The organism is uncultured Campylobacter sp. (assembly GCF_938039245.1).
Classification (GTDB): domain Bacteria; phylum Campylobacterota; class Campylobacteria; order Campylobacterales; family Campylobacteraceae; genus Campylobacter_A.
Genome location: NZ_CALHVN010000006.1, coordinates 1 through 12376, shown reverse-complemented (window position 1 = coordinate 12376; position 12376 = coordinate 1). Strand labels below are relative to the sequence as shown.

At 47.9% G+C, this 12376-nt stretch carries 15 protein-coding genes; 13 read left to right on the top strand and 2 right to left on the bottom strand.

Annotated elements, in window-relative coordinates; all coding sequences use genetic code 11:
• Nucleotides 1–655: 655 nt before the first annotated feature.
• The 12 genes from Q0218_RS01805 to Q0218_RS01750 all read left to right on the top strand — a co-directional run bounded on the left by Q0218_RS01805 (nt 656) and on the right by Q0218_RS01750 (nt 7951).
• The gene (locus Q0218_RS01805; protein ID WP_297965700.1) at nt 656–1939 is read left to right on the top strand and encodes a DUF2157 domain-containing protein; all 1284 of its coding nucleotides are present in this window, start codon (nt 656–658) and stop codon (nt 1937–1939) included.
• The gene (locus Q0218_RS01800) at nt 1936–2463 is read left to right on the top strand and encodes a GDYXXLXY domain-containing protein (protein ID WP_297965698.1); all 528 of its coding nucleotides are present in this window, start codon (nt 1936–1938) and stop codon (nt 2461–2463) included. Before Q0218_RS01805 ends, Q0218_RS01800 begins: the two co-directional genes overlap by 4 nt.
• Nucleotides 2464–2700: 237 nt before the next feature.
• Complete coding sequence (hypB, locus tag Q0218_RS01795; RefSeq protein WP_297965696.1) at nt 2701–3507, top strand: hydrogenase nickel incorporation protein HypB; 807 nt, start codon at nt 2701–2703, stop codon at nt 3505–3507.
• Complete coding sequence (locus Q0218_RS01790; protein ID WP_297965694.1) at nt 3507–3821, top strand: HypC/HybG/HupF family hydrogenase formation chaperone; 315 nt, start codon at nt 3507–3509, stop codon at nt 3819–3821. The genes hypB and Q0218_RS01790 overlap by 1 nt, the downstream gene beginning before the upstream one ends.
• A complete protein-coding gene (hypD, locus tag Q0218_RS01785) occupies nt 3818–4915 on the top strand; it encodes a hydrogenase formation protein HypD (protein ID WP_297965692.1) in 1098 nt (365 codons plus the stop codon). Before Q0218_RS01790 ends, hypD begins: the two co-directional genes overlap by 4 nt.
• Nucleotides 4916–5036: 121 nt before the next feature.
• Nucleotides 5037–6086, top strand: a complete 1050-nt coding sequence (gene hypE / locus Q0218_RS01780; protein WP_297965690.1) for a hydrogenase expression/formation protein HypE — start codon at nt 5037–5039, stop codon at nt 6084–6086.
• Between the two features lie 8 nt (nt 6087–6094).
• Nucleotides 6095–6232, top strand: a complete 138-nt coding sequence (locus tag Q0218_RS01775; protein ID WP_297965689.1) for a hypothetical protein — start codon at nt 6095–6097, stop codon at nt 6230–6232.
• Nucleotides 6232–6573, top strand: a complete 342-nt coding sequence (hypA, locus tag Q0218_RS01770) for a hydrogenase maturation nickel metallochaperone HypA (protein ID WP_297965686.1) — start codon at nt 6232–6234, stop codon at nt 6571–6573. The genes Q0218_RS01775 and hypA overlap by 1 nt, the downstream gene beginning before the upstream one ends.
• Nucleotides 6574–6713: 140 nt before the next feature.
• The gene (locus Q0218_RS01765; protein WP_297965683.1) at nt 6714–7004 is read left to right on the top strand and encodes a hypothetical protein; all 291 of its coding nucleotides are present in this window, start codon (nt 6714–6716) and stop codon (nt 7002–7004) included.
• A 56-nt stretch (nt 7005–7060) separates the two neighbouring features.
• Complete coding sequence (locus Q0218_RS01760; protein ID WP_297965681.1) at nt 7061–7225, top strand: hypothetical protein; 165 nt, start codon at nt 7061–7063, stop codon at nt 7223–7225.
• A gap of 210 nt (nt 7226–7435) precedes the next feature.
• Nucleotides 7436–7633 carry a hypothetical protein gene (locus tag Q0218_RS01755; RefSeq protein ID WP_297965679.1) on the top strand — a complete coding sequence of 66 codons (198 nt, stop codon included), beginning with the start codon at nt 7436–7438 and terminating at the stop codon, nt 7631–7633.
• Nucleotides 7634–7777: 144 nt separating this feature from the next.
• A complete protein-coding gene (locus tag Q0218_RS01750) occupies nt 7778–7951 on the top strand; it encodes a hypothetical protein (RefSeq protein WP_297965677.1) in 174 nt (57 codons plus the stop codon).
• 199 nt (nt 7952–8150) lie between these two features.
• On the opposite strand, the gene Q0218_RS01745 is transcribed toward Q0218_RS01750, so the two are convergent.
• A complete protein-coding gene (locus tag Q0218_RS01745) occupies nt 8151–9014 on the bottom strand; it encodes a leucine-rich repeat domain-containing protein (RefSeq protein WP_297965675.1) in 864 nt (287 codons plus the stop codon).
• Nucleotides 9015–9255: 241 nt separating this feature from the next.
• Here Q0218_RS01745 and Q0218_RS01740 point away from each other — a divergent pair, with 241 nt between their 5' ends.
• On the top strand, nt 9256–9924 hold the full coding sequence (locus Q0218_RS01740; protein WP_297965673.1) for a type II secretion system protein: 669 nt from the start codon (nt 9256–9258) through the stop codon (nt 9922–9924).
• Between the two features lie 159 nt (nt 9925–10083).
• Here the strand turns inward: Q0218_RS01740 and Q0218_RS01735 are convergent.
• A partial coding sequence (locus tag Q0218_RS01735) for an AsmA-like C-terminal domain-containing protein (RefSeq protein WP_297965671.1) occupies nt 10084–12376 on the bottom strand: 2293 nt, incomplete at its 5' end.

The window sequence follows — 12376 nt, the reverse complement described above, 5'->3', positions numbered from 1 at the left end:
TTAAAAACAAAGCTTAAAATTTATCTCTTTAAGCTTCTAAAAAGCGCGATAATTTCTGACGCTTACCGCTTCTTGGCGCAAAGAAAGCAAAAAGCGGCAGATTTAAGCTTACGCATAGGCGTGATTTTGCACCGCAAAAGGGCGATATTTGCGCGTTTAGAATTAAAATAAAAACGCCCGTAAGCGCGCTTTAAGAACCGGCTGATTAAATTTTACGGTTTATGACCGTTTGCGCCGCTAAAGTCTGCCGCATTTAAACGGCAAGCCAAAAATGCCGCCCAAAACTGCGGTATTTTCGCTATTTCTTTACATTTTGATTTTGTTTTTGCTAAAATCGCGCGATTAATTTATCTAGGATTTGAGGTAATTTTTTTTAAATTTTACTCAAAACAAGGAAAGCTCGGGTATCTTGTCCATACTTGCTGCGATTTTTGCGAAGGTACCGCAAAAACGGATTTTTAGCAGATTTTACGACTATTTTTACGCATAGATACGGGCGAGGTTTTTGGTAAATTTAGCCTGCAAAAGCGTTTTTTATGGATGAGCGGCGGCGTTTTTTAGGACTTGAGTAAAGCGCGAGATAGTCGGGGGGCAGGCTATGCGGCGCTCTACCGGGCGGGGCGACACAGGAAGATAAAATAAATGGAGTAGAAAAATGATGATATTTCATAAAAATTTTCTCGCAGACGAGCTTGCGAAGTGGCGAGAAGAAGGGCTGGTAAGTGACGAGGCGGCGCGCAAGATAGCGGCTAGATACGATATAGATTTGTCGGGCGCAAACGAGCGGCGAAGCTTTATATTAAAACTCGTCGCGTATCTGTTTTTGGCGCTTTCGCTATTTACGTTAGTAGGCGCAAACTGGGAGGAGTTGCCGCGCGCCCTAAGGCTAATCATCGTGCTAGGCATACTTGCGGCGGTAAATTTTAGCGGAGTTTGGGCGCAAAAAAACGGCAAAGAGACGCAGGCTACGACGCTGTTTTTTCTGGGTAACTTTTGCTACGGCGCGGCGATCATTTTAGTCGCGCAAATTTACCATCTAGGCGAGCATATGCCTGACGGCGTGCTGCTGTGGGCGGTCGGAGCTTTGGCACTAGCGCTTGCGACGCGTAAGTCCATCATCGCATTGCAGGCTATTGTTTTGGGGCTTATTTGGTTTTTGATGGAGTTTGAGTTTAGCGGCGTCTCGCACGGATTTTTGTTATTTATAGTAGCCTGCACGGCCGTTCTTTGGCGCGATGACTCGAGGTTGCTAACGGCTGCGCTTTTTGCGAGCGTGTTTGTTTATATCGTCTCTTTCGTACTTTATGAGAGATATTTTCTAGCCGATTTGCACGTGGAGGACGCGTTTTACGACGTTCATTTTTTCGCGCTTAGCTACTGCTTGCTCGCCGTTTGCGCTTCGTTTTTACTTGAGAGGGCGGGTAAATTTGAACTCGTTTTTTACCTTAAAAACATCGGTATCGTCTGCGGTGCGGGTATCTTGTGCTTTGATATGTCGCTTTACGAGGATTTGCATTTTTCTCGTCCGTGGTCTTACGGCGCCCAGAACTACGAAAATGTTTTAAACGGGGTTACATTTTTAAAAAGCGTGTTTGGAGCGCTATTTGCCGCATTTTGCGCGGTATCTTTGGGGCTTGCGTTTTATTTTAAAAAATACGCCGCCGCTACCACCACAGCGCTTTTGGTCGCACTGCCTTTTATCTTAGACGCGTTTGCGGGCTACGAGGAGGGCGTGTTTTCGCTCATCGGCGTTTGCATCGCGGTCGCTCTTATCAAGCAAAATAATATGAAATTCGGCATTGCGCTCATTTTTTGGGTGGCGTTCGTGCGCTACGTCGATATAGTCGGCGATTACGTCAGCGCCAGCGCGCTATTTTTGGTATTTGCGCTCGTGGTACTCGGGGTCTCTAGGATATCTAAAAAAAGGAGCGCGAAATGAAACTAAAGCTGATTTTTGCCGCCGCGGTATTTCAAATTTTAGCCGTGATTGCGATGCTTGCGTATGCATACGCGCCGATATATTTTGGTAAAGAGATCTTGATACGAACTACGGTTTACGATCCGCGCGATATGTTTCGCGGCGACTACGTGCGCCTTAGCTACGGCTTTGCGAGCGTTTACGAGCTAGATAAAAGAGACTCAAATTTAAGCAAAAGGCAGCAGCTGCACGGCACAAAAATTTACGCCGTTTTAAAGCAGGACAAAGACGGCAGGTATAAATTTGACAAGTATAGCTTTGAGCGACCTAAGGGCGGCACGTTCTTAGCGGGCAGGGTTGATTATAATACCGCAAATTTCGGCATCGAAGCCTTTTTTATGCCGCCCAAAAGCGCAAAGCAGATGGAGCGAGATATGATGGAGTTCAACGCCACGGCCGTCATCAGCGTGATGGATAACGGCAAAGCTCGCATCAAGGATATCGTAATAGAAAAGCCAAAAGTCGGAGAATCTAACAAGCGTTAAATTTATGGGCGGCTAGAGGGGCTAAATTTGACTAGACTTACTTGAGCTCAAATTTAGCCCGAGCCGTCAAATTTGACGCGACTCAAATTTGAGTCAAATTTAAGCCCTCGCCGCTATCATAAAAATCTCAAAATATAAACAAAACGCAACGAAATAATATCCGCAAGTATGAAACTAAAGCAATTCTTTAACATCTAAGAGTATAATAACCCCAAAAAATCGCTAAGGAGAAACAAAATGTGTAAAGATTGCGGATGCTCGCTGGGCGGGCACGACCACGCTCATACTCACGCCGACGGCACGACACACTCGCACGCTCACGATCACGGCGCCGAGCACGGACACGGCGCGGCTCACGAGCATAGTCACGGCCATGCGCACCCTGTGCTAAACGACAGCAAAACGGTCGAAGTGATAACTAAAATTTTATCCCAAAACGACGAAAAGGCCGCGCACAACCGCGCTCATTTGGACGAGCACGGGATTTTATGCGTAAATCTCATGAGCAGCCCCGGCAGCGGCAAAACCACGCTACTAGAAGCTACGATAAAAAGCGGTAAATTTAAAATCGGCGTCGTCGAGGGCGATCTAGAAACCAACCAAGACGCCGACCGCATAATAAAAGCAGGCGGCAAAGCCCACCAGATCACTACCGGACAGGCATGTCACCTGGATGCATTTATGGTGCACGAGGGGCTACACCATCTGCCTCTAGAGGGCCTTGATATAGTTTTCGTAGAAAACGTCGGCAACCTCGTATGTCCGGCTAGCTACGACGTGGGCTCGCACTTTAACGTCGTGCTGCTATCGGTGCCGGAGGGCGATGATAAGGTAGCTAAATACCCCGTGATGTTTCGCGCCGCCGATCTTATCGTGATAACCAAAACTTCGCTGTTGCCGCATTTTGAATTTGACGTGAAAAAAGTCGTCAAAGAGGCTCGCAAACTAAATCCGAAGGTGGACGTCATCGAGCTTGACGCAAAAACGGGCGAGGGCATGGAGAAGTGGCTGGATTTTTTAAAATTTAAAAAAGAGCTTAGATAATGTGCCTCTCAATCCCTTCAAAAGTGATCGCGATCGACGAAGATAACGTCGCTACCGTAGAGACGCTAGGCGTGAGCCGCCGCGTGAGCCTCGATCTCATAGCCCAACCCGTGGCCGTTGGCGAATACGTACTCATCCACGTCGGCTACGCGATGGAGAAAATCGATACGAAATTTGCGCTAGAAAGCATCGAAATCTACCGCCAAATCGCCAAAGATATGCAAAACGGCGAGATCGGCGCGGATGAAGGCGACGCGGGACTAGGCGCCATGCAAGCGGCTGCAAACAAGCCGGACGCAAAGGAAAAAGCGTGAATCTAATCAATGATTTTCGCGATAAAGAGCTTATTTTGGCGCTTTCAAAACTCATCAAAAAAGAGAGCGTAAAGCCGCTAAATATCATGGAAATTTGCGGCGGACACACGCACTCGATCATGAAATTTGGCCTGCCGCAGCTGGTTGGCGAGCATATAAATTTCGTCCACGGTCCCGGCTGTCCCGTCTGCGTGATGCCAAGGAGCCGCATAGACGAGGCGATCAAGCTAGCCCAGATGCCGGGCACTATCCTGTGCACTCTAGCCGATATGATGAGAGTCCCGGGCTCCTCGACTAGCCTGCAAAAGCTGCGCGGCGAGGGTTGCGACATCAGAGCGCTATATAGCCCGCTAGACTGCATCAAAATCGCGCGGGAAAATCCAAAAAAGAGCGTGATATTTTTCGCGATCGGGTTTGAGACGACGACGCCTATGAGCGCAAATTTGGTCCAAAAGACGCTGGAACTCGGGCTAAAAAATCTATTTTTCCATATAAATCACGTTACCGTCCCCGCACCCGTGCGAGCTATCCTAAACGACGAAGACGTCAAGATCGACGCGTTTTTGGGACCTAGCCACGTGAGCGTGATCACGGGATACGGCATCTACGAGAGTATCGCGGCCGAGTATAAAAAACCTATCGCGGTTAGCGGATTTGAGCCGCTTGATCTGATGGACGGCATCCTAAACCTCGTCCGCCAGCAAAACGCAGGCACGCACAAGGTCTATAACGAATACGCAAGAGTCGTCACGCGCGAGGGCAACGTAAAAGCGCAGGAGCTTGTAGCTAAATTTTTCGAGCCGTGCGACTTCTCGTGGCGCGGTCTTGGCGTGATCGCGCAAAGCGGTATGAAACTACGCCCCGAGTACGCGAAGCTTGACGCGAGGGTAAAATTTGACTGCAATGTGCAAAGCAAAGGCGAGAGCAAAGCCTGTATCTGTCCTGAGATTTTACGCGGGCGAGCAAAGCCTTTTGATTGTAAAATTTTCGCTAAAGCCTGCACGCCAAAAACCCCCGTGGGCTCGTGCATGGTCTCTAGCGAGGGCGCATGTGCTGCATACTACAAATACGGCGACGTCAAAAGTGCGGGGTAAATTTGACGCTCTGCGCCAGCCTCGGCAAATAGCGAGGTCGCGAAATAGTCGCGAGCAGGCGATACTTCGCGCGACTTGGCAGCGAAAAACGAGGCGCGAACAATAAAATTTAGAGGAAAAAATGAGCAAAATAATGCTAAGCCACGGCGGCGGCGGCGAGGAGATGAACTCGCTCATAAACGAAACGATTTTTAGGATATTCGACAACGAAATTTTGCGCGAGAGCAACGATAGCGCGATACTAAAATTTAGCGACCCTTGCGCGGACGAGAGCGCGAAATGCTCGGCAAATTTGAAGCCTAAATTTAACGGCAAACTTGCCTTTAGCACCGATAGCTTCGTGGTTACGCCGATATTTTTTAACGGCGGCGACATCGGCAAGATCGCAGCGTGCGGCACGATAAACGACCTAGCCATGGTCGGCGCCGAGGCAAAGTACCTAAGCTGCGCGCTAATAGTCGAGGAGGGGCTTGAGATAGCCGAGCTAGAGCGCGTACTAGGCTCGTTAGCCGCCGTCGCTCGCGAAAACGGCGTGCGGATAGTCTGCGGCGATACCAAGGTCGTACCGCGCGGCAAATGCGATAAAATTTTTATCAACACGAGCGGTATCGGCGAGATCGTCTGCGAGGGCGTGGAGCTAAAAAGCCTGCGCGCGGGCGCTAAGATCTTGATCTCGGGCGACGTTGGCAGACACGGTGCCGTGGTGCTGGCTAGCCGCGAGGAGCTTGATTTGCAAAGCGAGCTAAAAAGCGACTGTAAGGCGCTAGTAGGCGCGGTAAAGGCGCTGATAGAGGGCGGCGTGAAGCCTCTTTGTATGCGCGACGCGACGCGCGGAGGTCTTTCGGCGGTGCTAAACGAATGGGCTAAATTTAGCGGCCTAGACATCCTCGTGCGCGAGGAGGATATCAAGGTCAGCGACGAAGTAACGGGCGTTTGCGAGCTGTTTGGCTTTGAGCCCTATGAGCTAGCCAATGAGGGTACGTTCGTGCTGACCGTAGATGAAAAAGACGAAGCGCGCGCGCTTGAGATTTTACGCAAATTTGACGCTAACGCAGCCTTGATCGGCGAGATTTTGGGTGCCGCAAACGGTCGCGTTATTTTACAAAACGCATACGGCTCGAAGCGCTTTTTAGAAGCGCCAAAGGGCGAGCTTTTACCCAGAATATGCTAGGCGCGGCGATGGCTAGATCAAATTTAAATGCGCTAGATTTTCGGGCTTGCGCGGTACGAGAGCGGGCTCGCAAAATTTATCAAATTTACGCCCTAGACGCGTGCGTAAAAATAAAATCCGCTCCGTCCGCAAGCGAGGCAAGCTGATGCACGAACTAAGCATAGTGCAAAGCCTAGTCGCGCTTTGCGAGAAAAACGCCGCCGCAAACGGCGCGAAAGAGGTCGTGCGCCTTGAAGTGCGTATCGGACGGTTAAGCGGCGTCGAACCTCACTACCTAGAAAGCGCGTTTGAAGTTTATAAAGCGGGCACGATCTGCGAAAACGCCGAGCTTTTGATCGTCTTGCAAAACGTCGCCGTGGAGTGCAAAAGCTGCGGTTTTAGCGGCGAGCTTAGCGAAAACGACTTCACCTGTCCGGCCTGCGGCTCGCAGGAGCTTGATGTCACGGGCGGCGAGGATATGCACCTCATGCGCCTTGAGATGCGGTGATTTTGCCGCAAATTTTAGCTCAAATTCGGTGTTTAAATTTGAGCTAATTTTTAAAATTTACTTCTAAAAACGCGGCAAATTTAACAAACCTATTTGTTTATCCTCTAAAACGCGCCTAGATAAATTTAAAAGGAAGCTAGATGCCTAAATATTCGTTTGAAACTATCGAGCAAATGCTGCTAAAATCCGTAGCCCGGGGCGGCGAGCCCGAGCTTAGCTTTCGCCTGCGCGGCGCAGAGTACATGATCATCGCCTATGCGCATCGCTGCTCGTTTCAAAGATGCGCTGACGAATCCGGCGCAAACGCGAGCGGCGAGCGGTATTTCGCCACATTGCGAGAACTCTACGCCGCGCCGCAGATAGACGGGCGCTCGCTAGAGGAGCTTTGGGGCGAGGCGGATGAATTTTACTGTCCTAATTTTGAGCCGTGAGACCGCGAGATTTGTGCGGTGCGGGAAAATGCGCGGATAAATTTAAAAGGAAATAAATGAGTCCCGCTTGGGATTATAGCGCGAATGAGCGCAGCGCGGACGGTAAATTTAGCGCGGAATTTGATGGTCTCGAGATGGCAATGGGTGCGCCGAGCCTGGGCGAGCTACGGCTTTACGCGAGCGCGGAGATTTTGCGAGGCGGCTTAAATTTGCAAAGCTGACTTAACGGCGACGCAAACGCCGATGTGCGAGGTTTAAATTTGAATTGTAAAGAAAGCGGCGGCGAGAGTGAGCAAATTTTACTTAGCGAGCAGGCTACGGCGCGTTTCACGTTTTCGGACGATTCGCGGTTTTTTGGCGTTTGCCAAGTAGTCTGCCGATAAAATGCAGCTTGCAAAGGTGCTACGGCTAGCGGACATGAGCCTAAAACCGTGGACGGACTCCAAAGAGTCGTGGAGTTTTTGTCTTTTAAGGACGGTTTGCCGGGTATTTTAGACTCGCCGGTTTTTATGCCCGAAAGCTTTTGGGTGGACGTTCGCGAGCTTTTTGACGATGAAGATCAAAGGCTAAATTTGACGCCGCAAAAAGCCCCAGCCGCTAGCGAAAATTTAAAACGCAAGCAAATTTAATAAATCGTAGTCCCAGCAAGACGGCGCCGAGCGCCAAAGCCGGCTGCAAATTTGTAGAAAATACGCAAAATCTACGGTCGGCGCACTGATTATTGGAGGCCGTTTTTGCCCTGAGCGTATTTAGCGCATCTGTGTACGGCATCTATGCTGGGTTATCTTGCTAGCCTTGGCGCCGTTTTCATCAAATTTGACGCAGGTACTATTTTTGGCTTTGCGGCGCGAAGTATCGCAGCGACGTTTGGTATTTTGTTCGCGGTTTTCACGGTCTATAAAGATTACAAATTTACGAAAAACCGCGACGAGCCTAGTTTATTTTAAGGGCTAAATTTTTGCTACGCGGATATTGACGCTGCGATTTTGGATTTTGTTTTCGACTCGGTTTTTAAGTATGGCGCTCATACTTGCCGTTCAGAAATAGCAAAGAGCGCAAATTTGATTAAATTTGCCGGAAAGCTGCGAGCGCCTTTCATAGACGAGCGGCGCGGAGTATCAAATTTGGCTAAATTTAACCCGCAAACTAGCAGCCAAGGCTCAAAACCTCCCGCACCTTTTGCTTGCACGCCTCAAATTTTTGCTCAAACTCAGCGCGCTTTTGCGCCTCGTTTTTAGCTCCTATTTTGGTATGTCCCGAGCCTCGCCCTAAAAATTTTACGTATCCCGTATCCTTAAACTCTGTCGTAAGCGGCATCTTCGCGCCCTCTACGCCCTCGCAGATAAGCTGTACTAATGCGTATTCTTCTAGCGCGAAGGCTTGGGGGTAGATGTTTATTTTCTTTAATTTTTTGAGCGCGACAAGCGGCAAGAGCGCAGGATAAGGCGCTTTGCACTTCACCCAAATGAGCCTTAGCGCCTCAAGCGAGCCTAAATCTCTTAAAAACTCGAAGTCTTTGATCGGCTGATCCCAATCAAGAGTGCCGTTTATGCCTAGATATCTCAGCAAAGCTATACCGCTAAGCCCCGAAAAATCGCTCACTCTTCGTAAATTTTCAAAATGCGCCGATTTTAAGTTCTTTAGCCCCCTTAGCGGCGAAAGATCGCAAAAGCCGGAGACGTACTCCAAAACCAGCTCGCGCAAAAGAGGCAACCGGGCTAGAAAATCGATATTTTTTACTTGGATTTTGGTTATGCGTAGGCGCTCTAGACGTTTTAGTTTAGGCAGCGCGGCGACTTGATCCTTGCTAGGCAAGTGTAGCGTAAGCTCCTCTAGCCCTTCGCACTCAAAAATCCGCTCCCAAAGAGGCGTATCGGCGCTCACGGTAGCGATCTTTAGATTTTCGTTAGCTTGCGCGCCGCTTAGCATATACCTAAAACGCTCGCCGCCCGGCACCATCGCCCAGTAATCGTCTCTGCCCTCTAGCATATCCCCAAAGTGATGAATCATTTAGTATTCCTTTATTTCCTTATCTAAAAGCGTTTAAATTTAGCCGCCTTTTTTGCGGGCAAGCTTTATTATTTTTACTCATTAAATTTAGCTTTGGCGCGATTATAGCTTAAATTTGCAACTATAAAAAGGATTGCTTAAAACGGCGCCGAAGCGATAAAACCCGCGCCTGCAAAGAAAATAAAGATATTTTAAACGCCGTTTTTGGTATAATCGCGAAAATTTAAAACAAAGGAGAAAAGTGAAAACAAAGGTAAATAAATACTTAGCAACAGAGCTAAAACCCCAAGACGCCCGAAAAAATGCAAAAAACACAAGCTTGTTCGCAACAAAAAAAGCTTTTACTATGATAGAGCTAGTCTTTGTTATCGTCATAATAGGCATCCTAGCAGCCATAGCCGTACCTAGGTTAAACGTAGGCAGGCAGGATGCGGAAGTTGTAGCGGCTTTTACAAATATCCAAAATACGATAGAAGAAACGCAGCAGTATTTTGCTGCACATGGCAACGGTAAGTATTATCTGCAAGGCGACGAGGGTACTGGACTGCATTTGAAGATTGGCGGAACTGATAATTTCTTTGATGACAGTCTTTATGATGCCGATAGTAATTCATACAGCAGGTCTGCGAGTATGATTTACTATTACTTCCCAGGTGAGGATATGAGTAATCCGCGTACTTGTATGTTCTTTGGGGTAGGAAACATGCAAGAGGCTGTAAAAGAGCCCAAATATGGTATAGTTATATGGTATAACCATCCTCATGCTATGCCTACGGGACAAAATCCTAGGTGTGATAAGTTAAGAAATATGATGAAAGAAGCCTACCCGCCAAATGGTATCTGGAGTGGAAGCATTACGTTTCATGTGATAGAATTTGGATATAGAAAAGGCGCATTTGGAAATTTTTGACTTGAGCTATAGTCAATAGACTAGAAGCTAAGATTGTCGCAAGTTAGCTTGTTGATCAATCGAGGATCAAAATACTGGTTTGATTTTGCCGTTTGCGAGCTAAATTTGCTAAAAACAAATCGAGTATCAAAAAACTCGTTGAGTAGCTAGTTTATGAATTTACTCAAATATCAAAAACGGCGCTTCAAGTACGTTTCTGATTATCTTAAACGGCGAAAGTAAGGTATCTTGCAGGATTTGCGTCGAGTACTGCGGTTTTTGCAGAGTTCCTCGCACCTTGATGACGGTTGAGAGCGTGCGGTCTTTGCCAAGCACGATTTGATTTACGAGCGGGATTTTGTCTATGATGGAGCTAGCGTCTTTTAGCAGCTTTAGTTCTAGATCCACGTCGATCTCTTTAGTTGCGAGATTTATCGTGCCGTGACCGCCGATATCGGCACTCGAGCTTTCTAGCTCGATTGCTAGAAATTTTAACGTATCGCCCTTTTTTTCAAACAAAATTTTGCCGAATTTTACCGGATAGCCGTCAGCGCCAAAATCCGGCGTCTTAAACACGAGCAAGGACGGTACGGAGTTTAAAAACGTCAGAAGCTGATTGTAAAACGTGTAGTCTTTTAGCGTGGCGCCGATTAGCCTTGCTTCGCCTTTAAAATCATCTGTGCTTTTGCCTAAAACTCGCAGTTTAAAGCTGCCGCCCTCAAAGCTTTTGATGTTAAAAATCGAGTTGATAAACTCGCCTCTGATGTCGTTTGCGGATATTTCGAATTTTTTATTTGACTTTATGAGAGAGAGGTTGCCGTGGGCGGGCTTGGCGTCAAATCTCACTGCTCCGCCCGCGCTTTGGCCGCTATAAGCTAGCAGATCTAGAGTCGCGTTAAAATCGTTTAAAACGAGCTTTGAGCCCTTGGCCTCAAACTCGATGTCGCCTTCCTTGTCGGTCATGTTTTTGTCGCCGCTAAGCACTAGATCGAGCTCTTTTATAAAAAGCTCCGTCTTGCTGCCGGCGATTTTGAAATTTAGCCCGCCGCTTTTGCTCTTGCCCGTTGCGCCCTTTGCGTTTACGCCAATCGCAAAGCTATCGGCATTGTAGGGCGAGCCGTCTTTTTTAAGTAGCGGCGTTTCAAATTTAACGTCGTTAGCCTCGATGCTAAGATTTTCAAAATCCTTGGTTTTTATATTTACGCCGCCTTCAGATATTTTCAGGCTTTTTAGCAGCGGCGAGTAGGGCAGTAGGCTCTTTGCGTCCGGTAAATTTATCTCGTTTTGTGCGCCGAATTTTAAACCCACGGTAGAGGGCGAAGCGATGTCTAGCTTCGTATCCTTGCCACTAAAATCAAGCCTAGCCGCAAACGGCATTGCGTTTAGTTTTAAAATTTCGCTCTTGCCGAATGCTAAATTTAGCCCCTTTAGCGTGCCGTTTACGTCGCCTGCGAGCTTGCCCAGATCAAGGTTTACCGCCGCGTCCGCACTAAAAAAATCCATCCCCGTGTTTTTTGCGTTTATTTTTAGTTTGTCGTTTAAAAGCTCGACGTCTGCGGTACCGACGTTAAATTTAGCTCCCGCGATCAGAGTCTGGCCGCCTGAGACCTTAAATTTACCATTAGTCGTCACCTCTAGCGGGTCGAATTTGATATCAAGCGCGAGTTTGGCGTCCGTTTTGCCGCTTAGCTGCTCGACGGGAACCTCGATGCCGTAGGCTTTTAGTATGGAGTTTACGCTTTTATCAAAAAGGGTCGAGGTTTGCAAATTTAGCGTGAGTCCCGCGCCTTTTTTTTCAAAAATTTTATAGATTTCAAGAGTGCTTCCGTTTAGATTTTTGCCCTGCCATTTCGGGTTTTTTAGCGTGAAAAACAGCGAGCCTTTTTTTAGCTCGACATCGACTCTTTCGGCGGTCGCGGCCGGTAGTTTTTCGTGAAATTTAACCTTTACGTTTTTAGAAAAACCTTGCGCGCTAAGCTCGTTTAGATAGGGCTCTTGGCTGTTTAGGTCAAATTTGCCCCGAAGCGATTTTACTAAGTAGTTATCCGCCGTGACGTAGCCGTAGATCCAGCTTTTTATCTCTTTATCCAGTCCCGTTTTTGCGCCCAGCTCGTCCATAAAGCCCCTTAGACTAGTCGCGTTTATGTCGCCCAGCTCGTATTTTAGCTCGCCGTCTTTGAGATTTACGGTAGCGTTTCCTTTTAGCTCGTGGCTTGAAAACGTACCGTTAAAATCGTAAATTTGACGCCTCAAATCGGCATTGCTAACGCCGCTTAAGGTGATGTTAAAGTCCTTAAACTCGAGTAGATAAACGTTTGCGGTTATGCCGTCCTCGGTATCTTTGAAATTTGAGCTAACCGCCAAAAACGGGCTATCTAGATAAAAAACGTCGTCTCTGTAAAATATCGTAGACTCGCTGTTTAAAAATTTGACGCGCTCGAGTAAGATTTCGTCAAACAGCCTATCGATCCAG

Bases quoted from the DNA above. Each gene is read 5' to 3' on its own strand.
- Q0218_RS01760 (WP_297965681.1), top strand. From the start codon at position 7,061: ATGAGTCCCGCTTGGGATTATAGCGCGAATGAGCGCAGCGCGGACGGT.
- Q0218_RS01790 (WP_297965694.1), top strand. From the start codon at position 3,507: ATGTGCCTCTCAATCCCTTCAAAAGTGATCGCGATCGACGAAGATAAC.
- hypB (WP_297965696.1), top strand. From the start codon at position 2,701: ATGTGTAAAGATTGCGGATGCTCGCTGGGCGGGCACGACCACGCTCAT.
- Q0218_RS01765 (WP_297965683.1), top strand. From the start codon at position 6,714: ATGCCTAAATATTCGTTTGAAACTATCGAGCAAATGCTGCTAAAATCC.
- Q0218_RS01750 (WP_297965677.1), top strand. From the start codon at position 7,778: ATGCTGGGTTATCTTGCTAGCCTTGGCGCCGTTTTCATCAAATTTGAC.
- Q0218_RS01775 (WP_297965689.1), top strand. From the start codon at position 6,095: ATGGCTAGATCAAATTTAAATGCGCTAGATTTTCGGGCTTGCGCGGTA.
- hypE (WP_297965690.1), top strand. From the start codon at position 5,037: ATGAGCAAAATAATGCTAAGCCACGGCGGCGGCGGCGAGGAGATGAAC.
- Q0218_RS01745 (WP_297965675.1), bottom strand. From the start codon at position 9,014: ATGATTCATCACTTTGGGGATATGCTAGAGGGCAGAGACGATTACTGG.
- hypA (WP_297965686.1), top strand. From the start codon at position 6,232: ATGCACGAACTAAGCATAGTGCAAAGCCTAGTCGCGCTTTGCGAGAAA.
- Q0218_RS01805 (WP_297965700.1), top strand. From the start codon at position 656: ATGATGATATTTCATAAAAATTTTCTCGCAGACGAGCTTGCGAAGTGG.
- Q0218_RS01800 (WP_297965698.1), top strand. From the start codon at position 1,936: ATGAAACTAAAGCTGATTTTTGCCGCCGCGGTATTTCAAATTTTAGCC.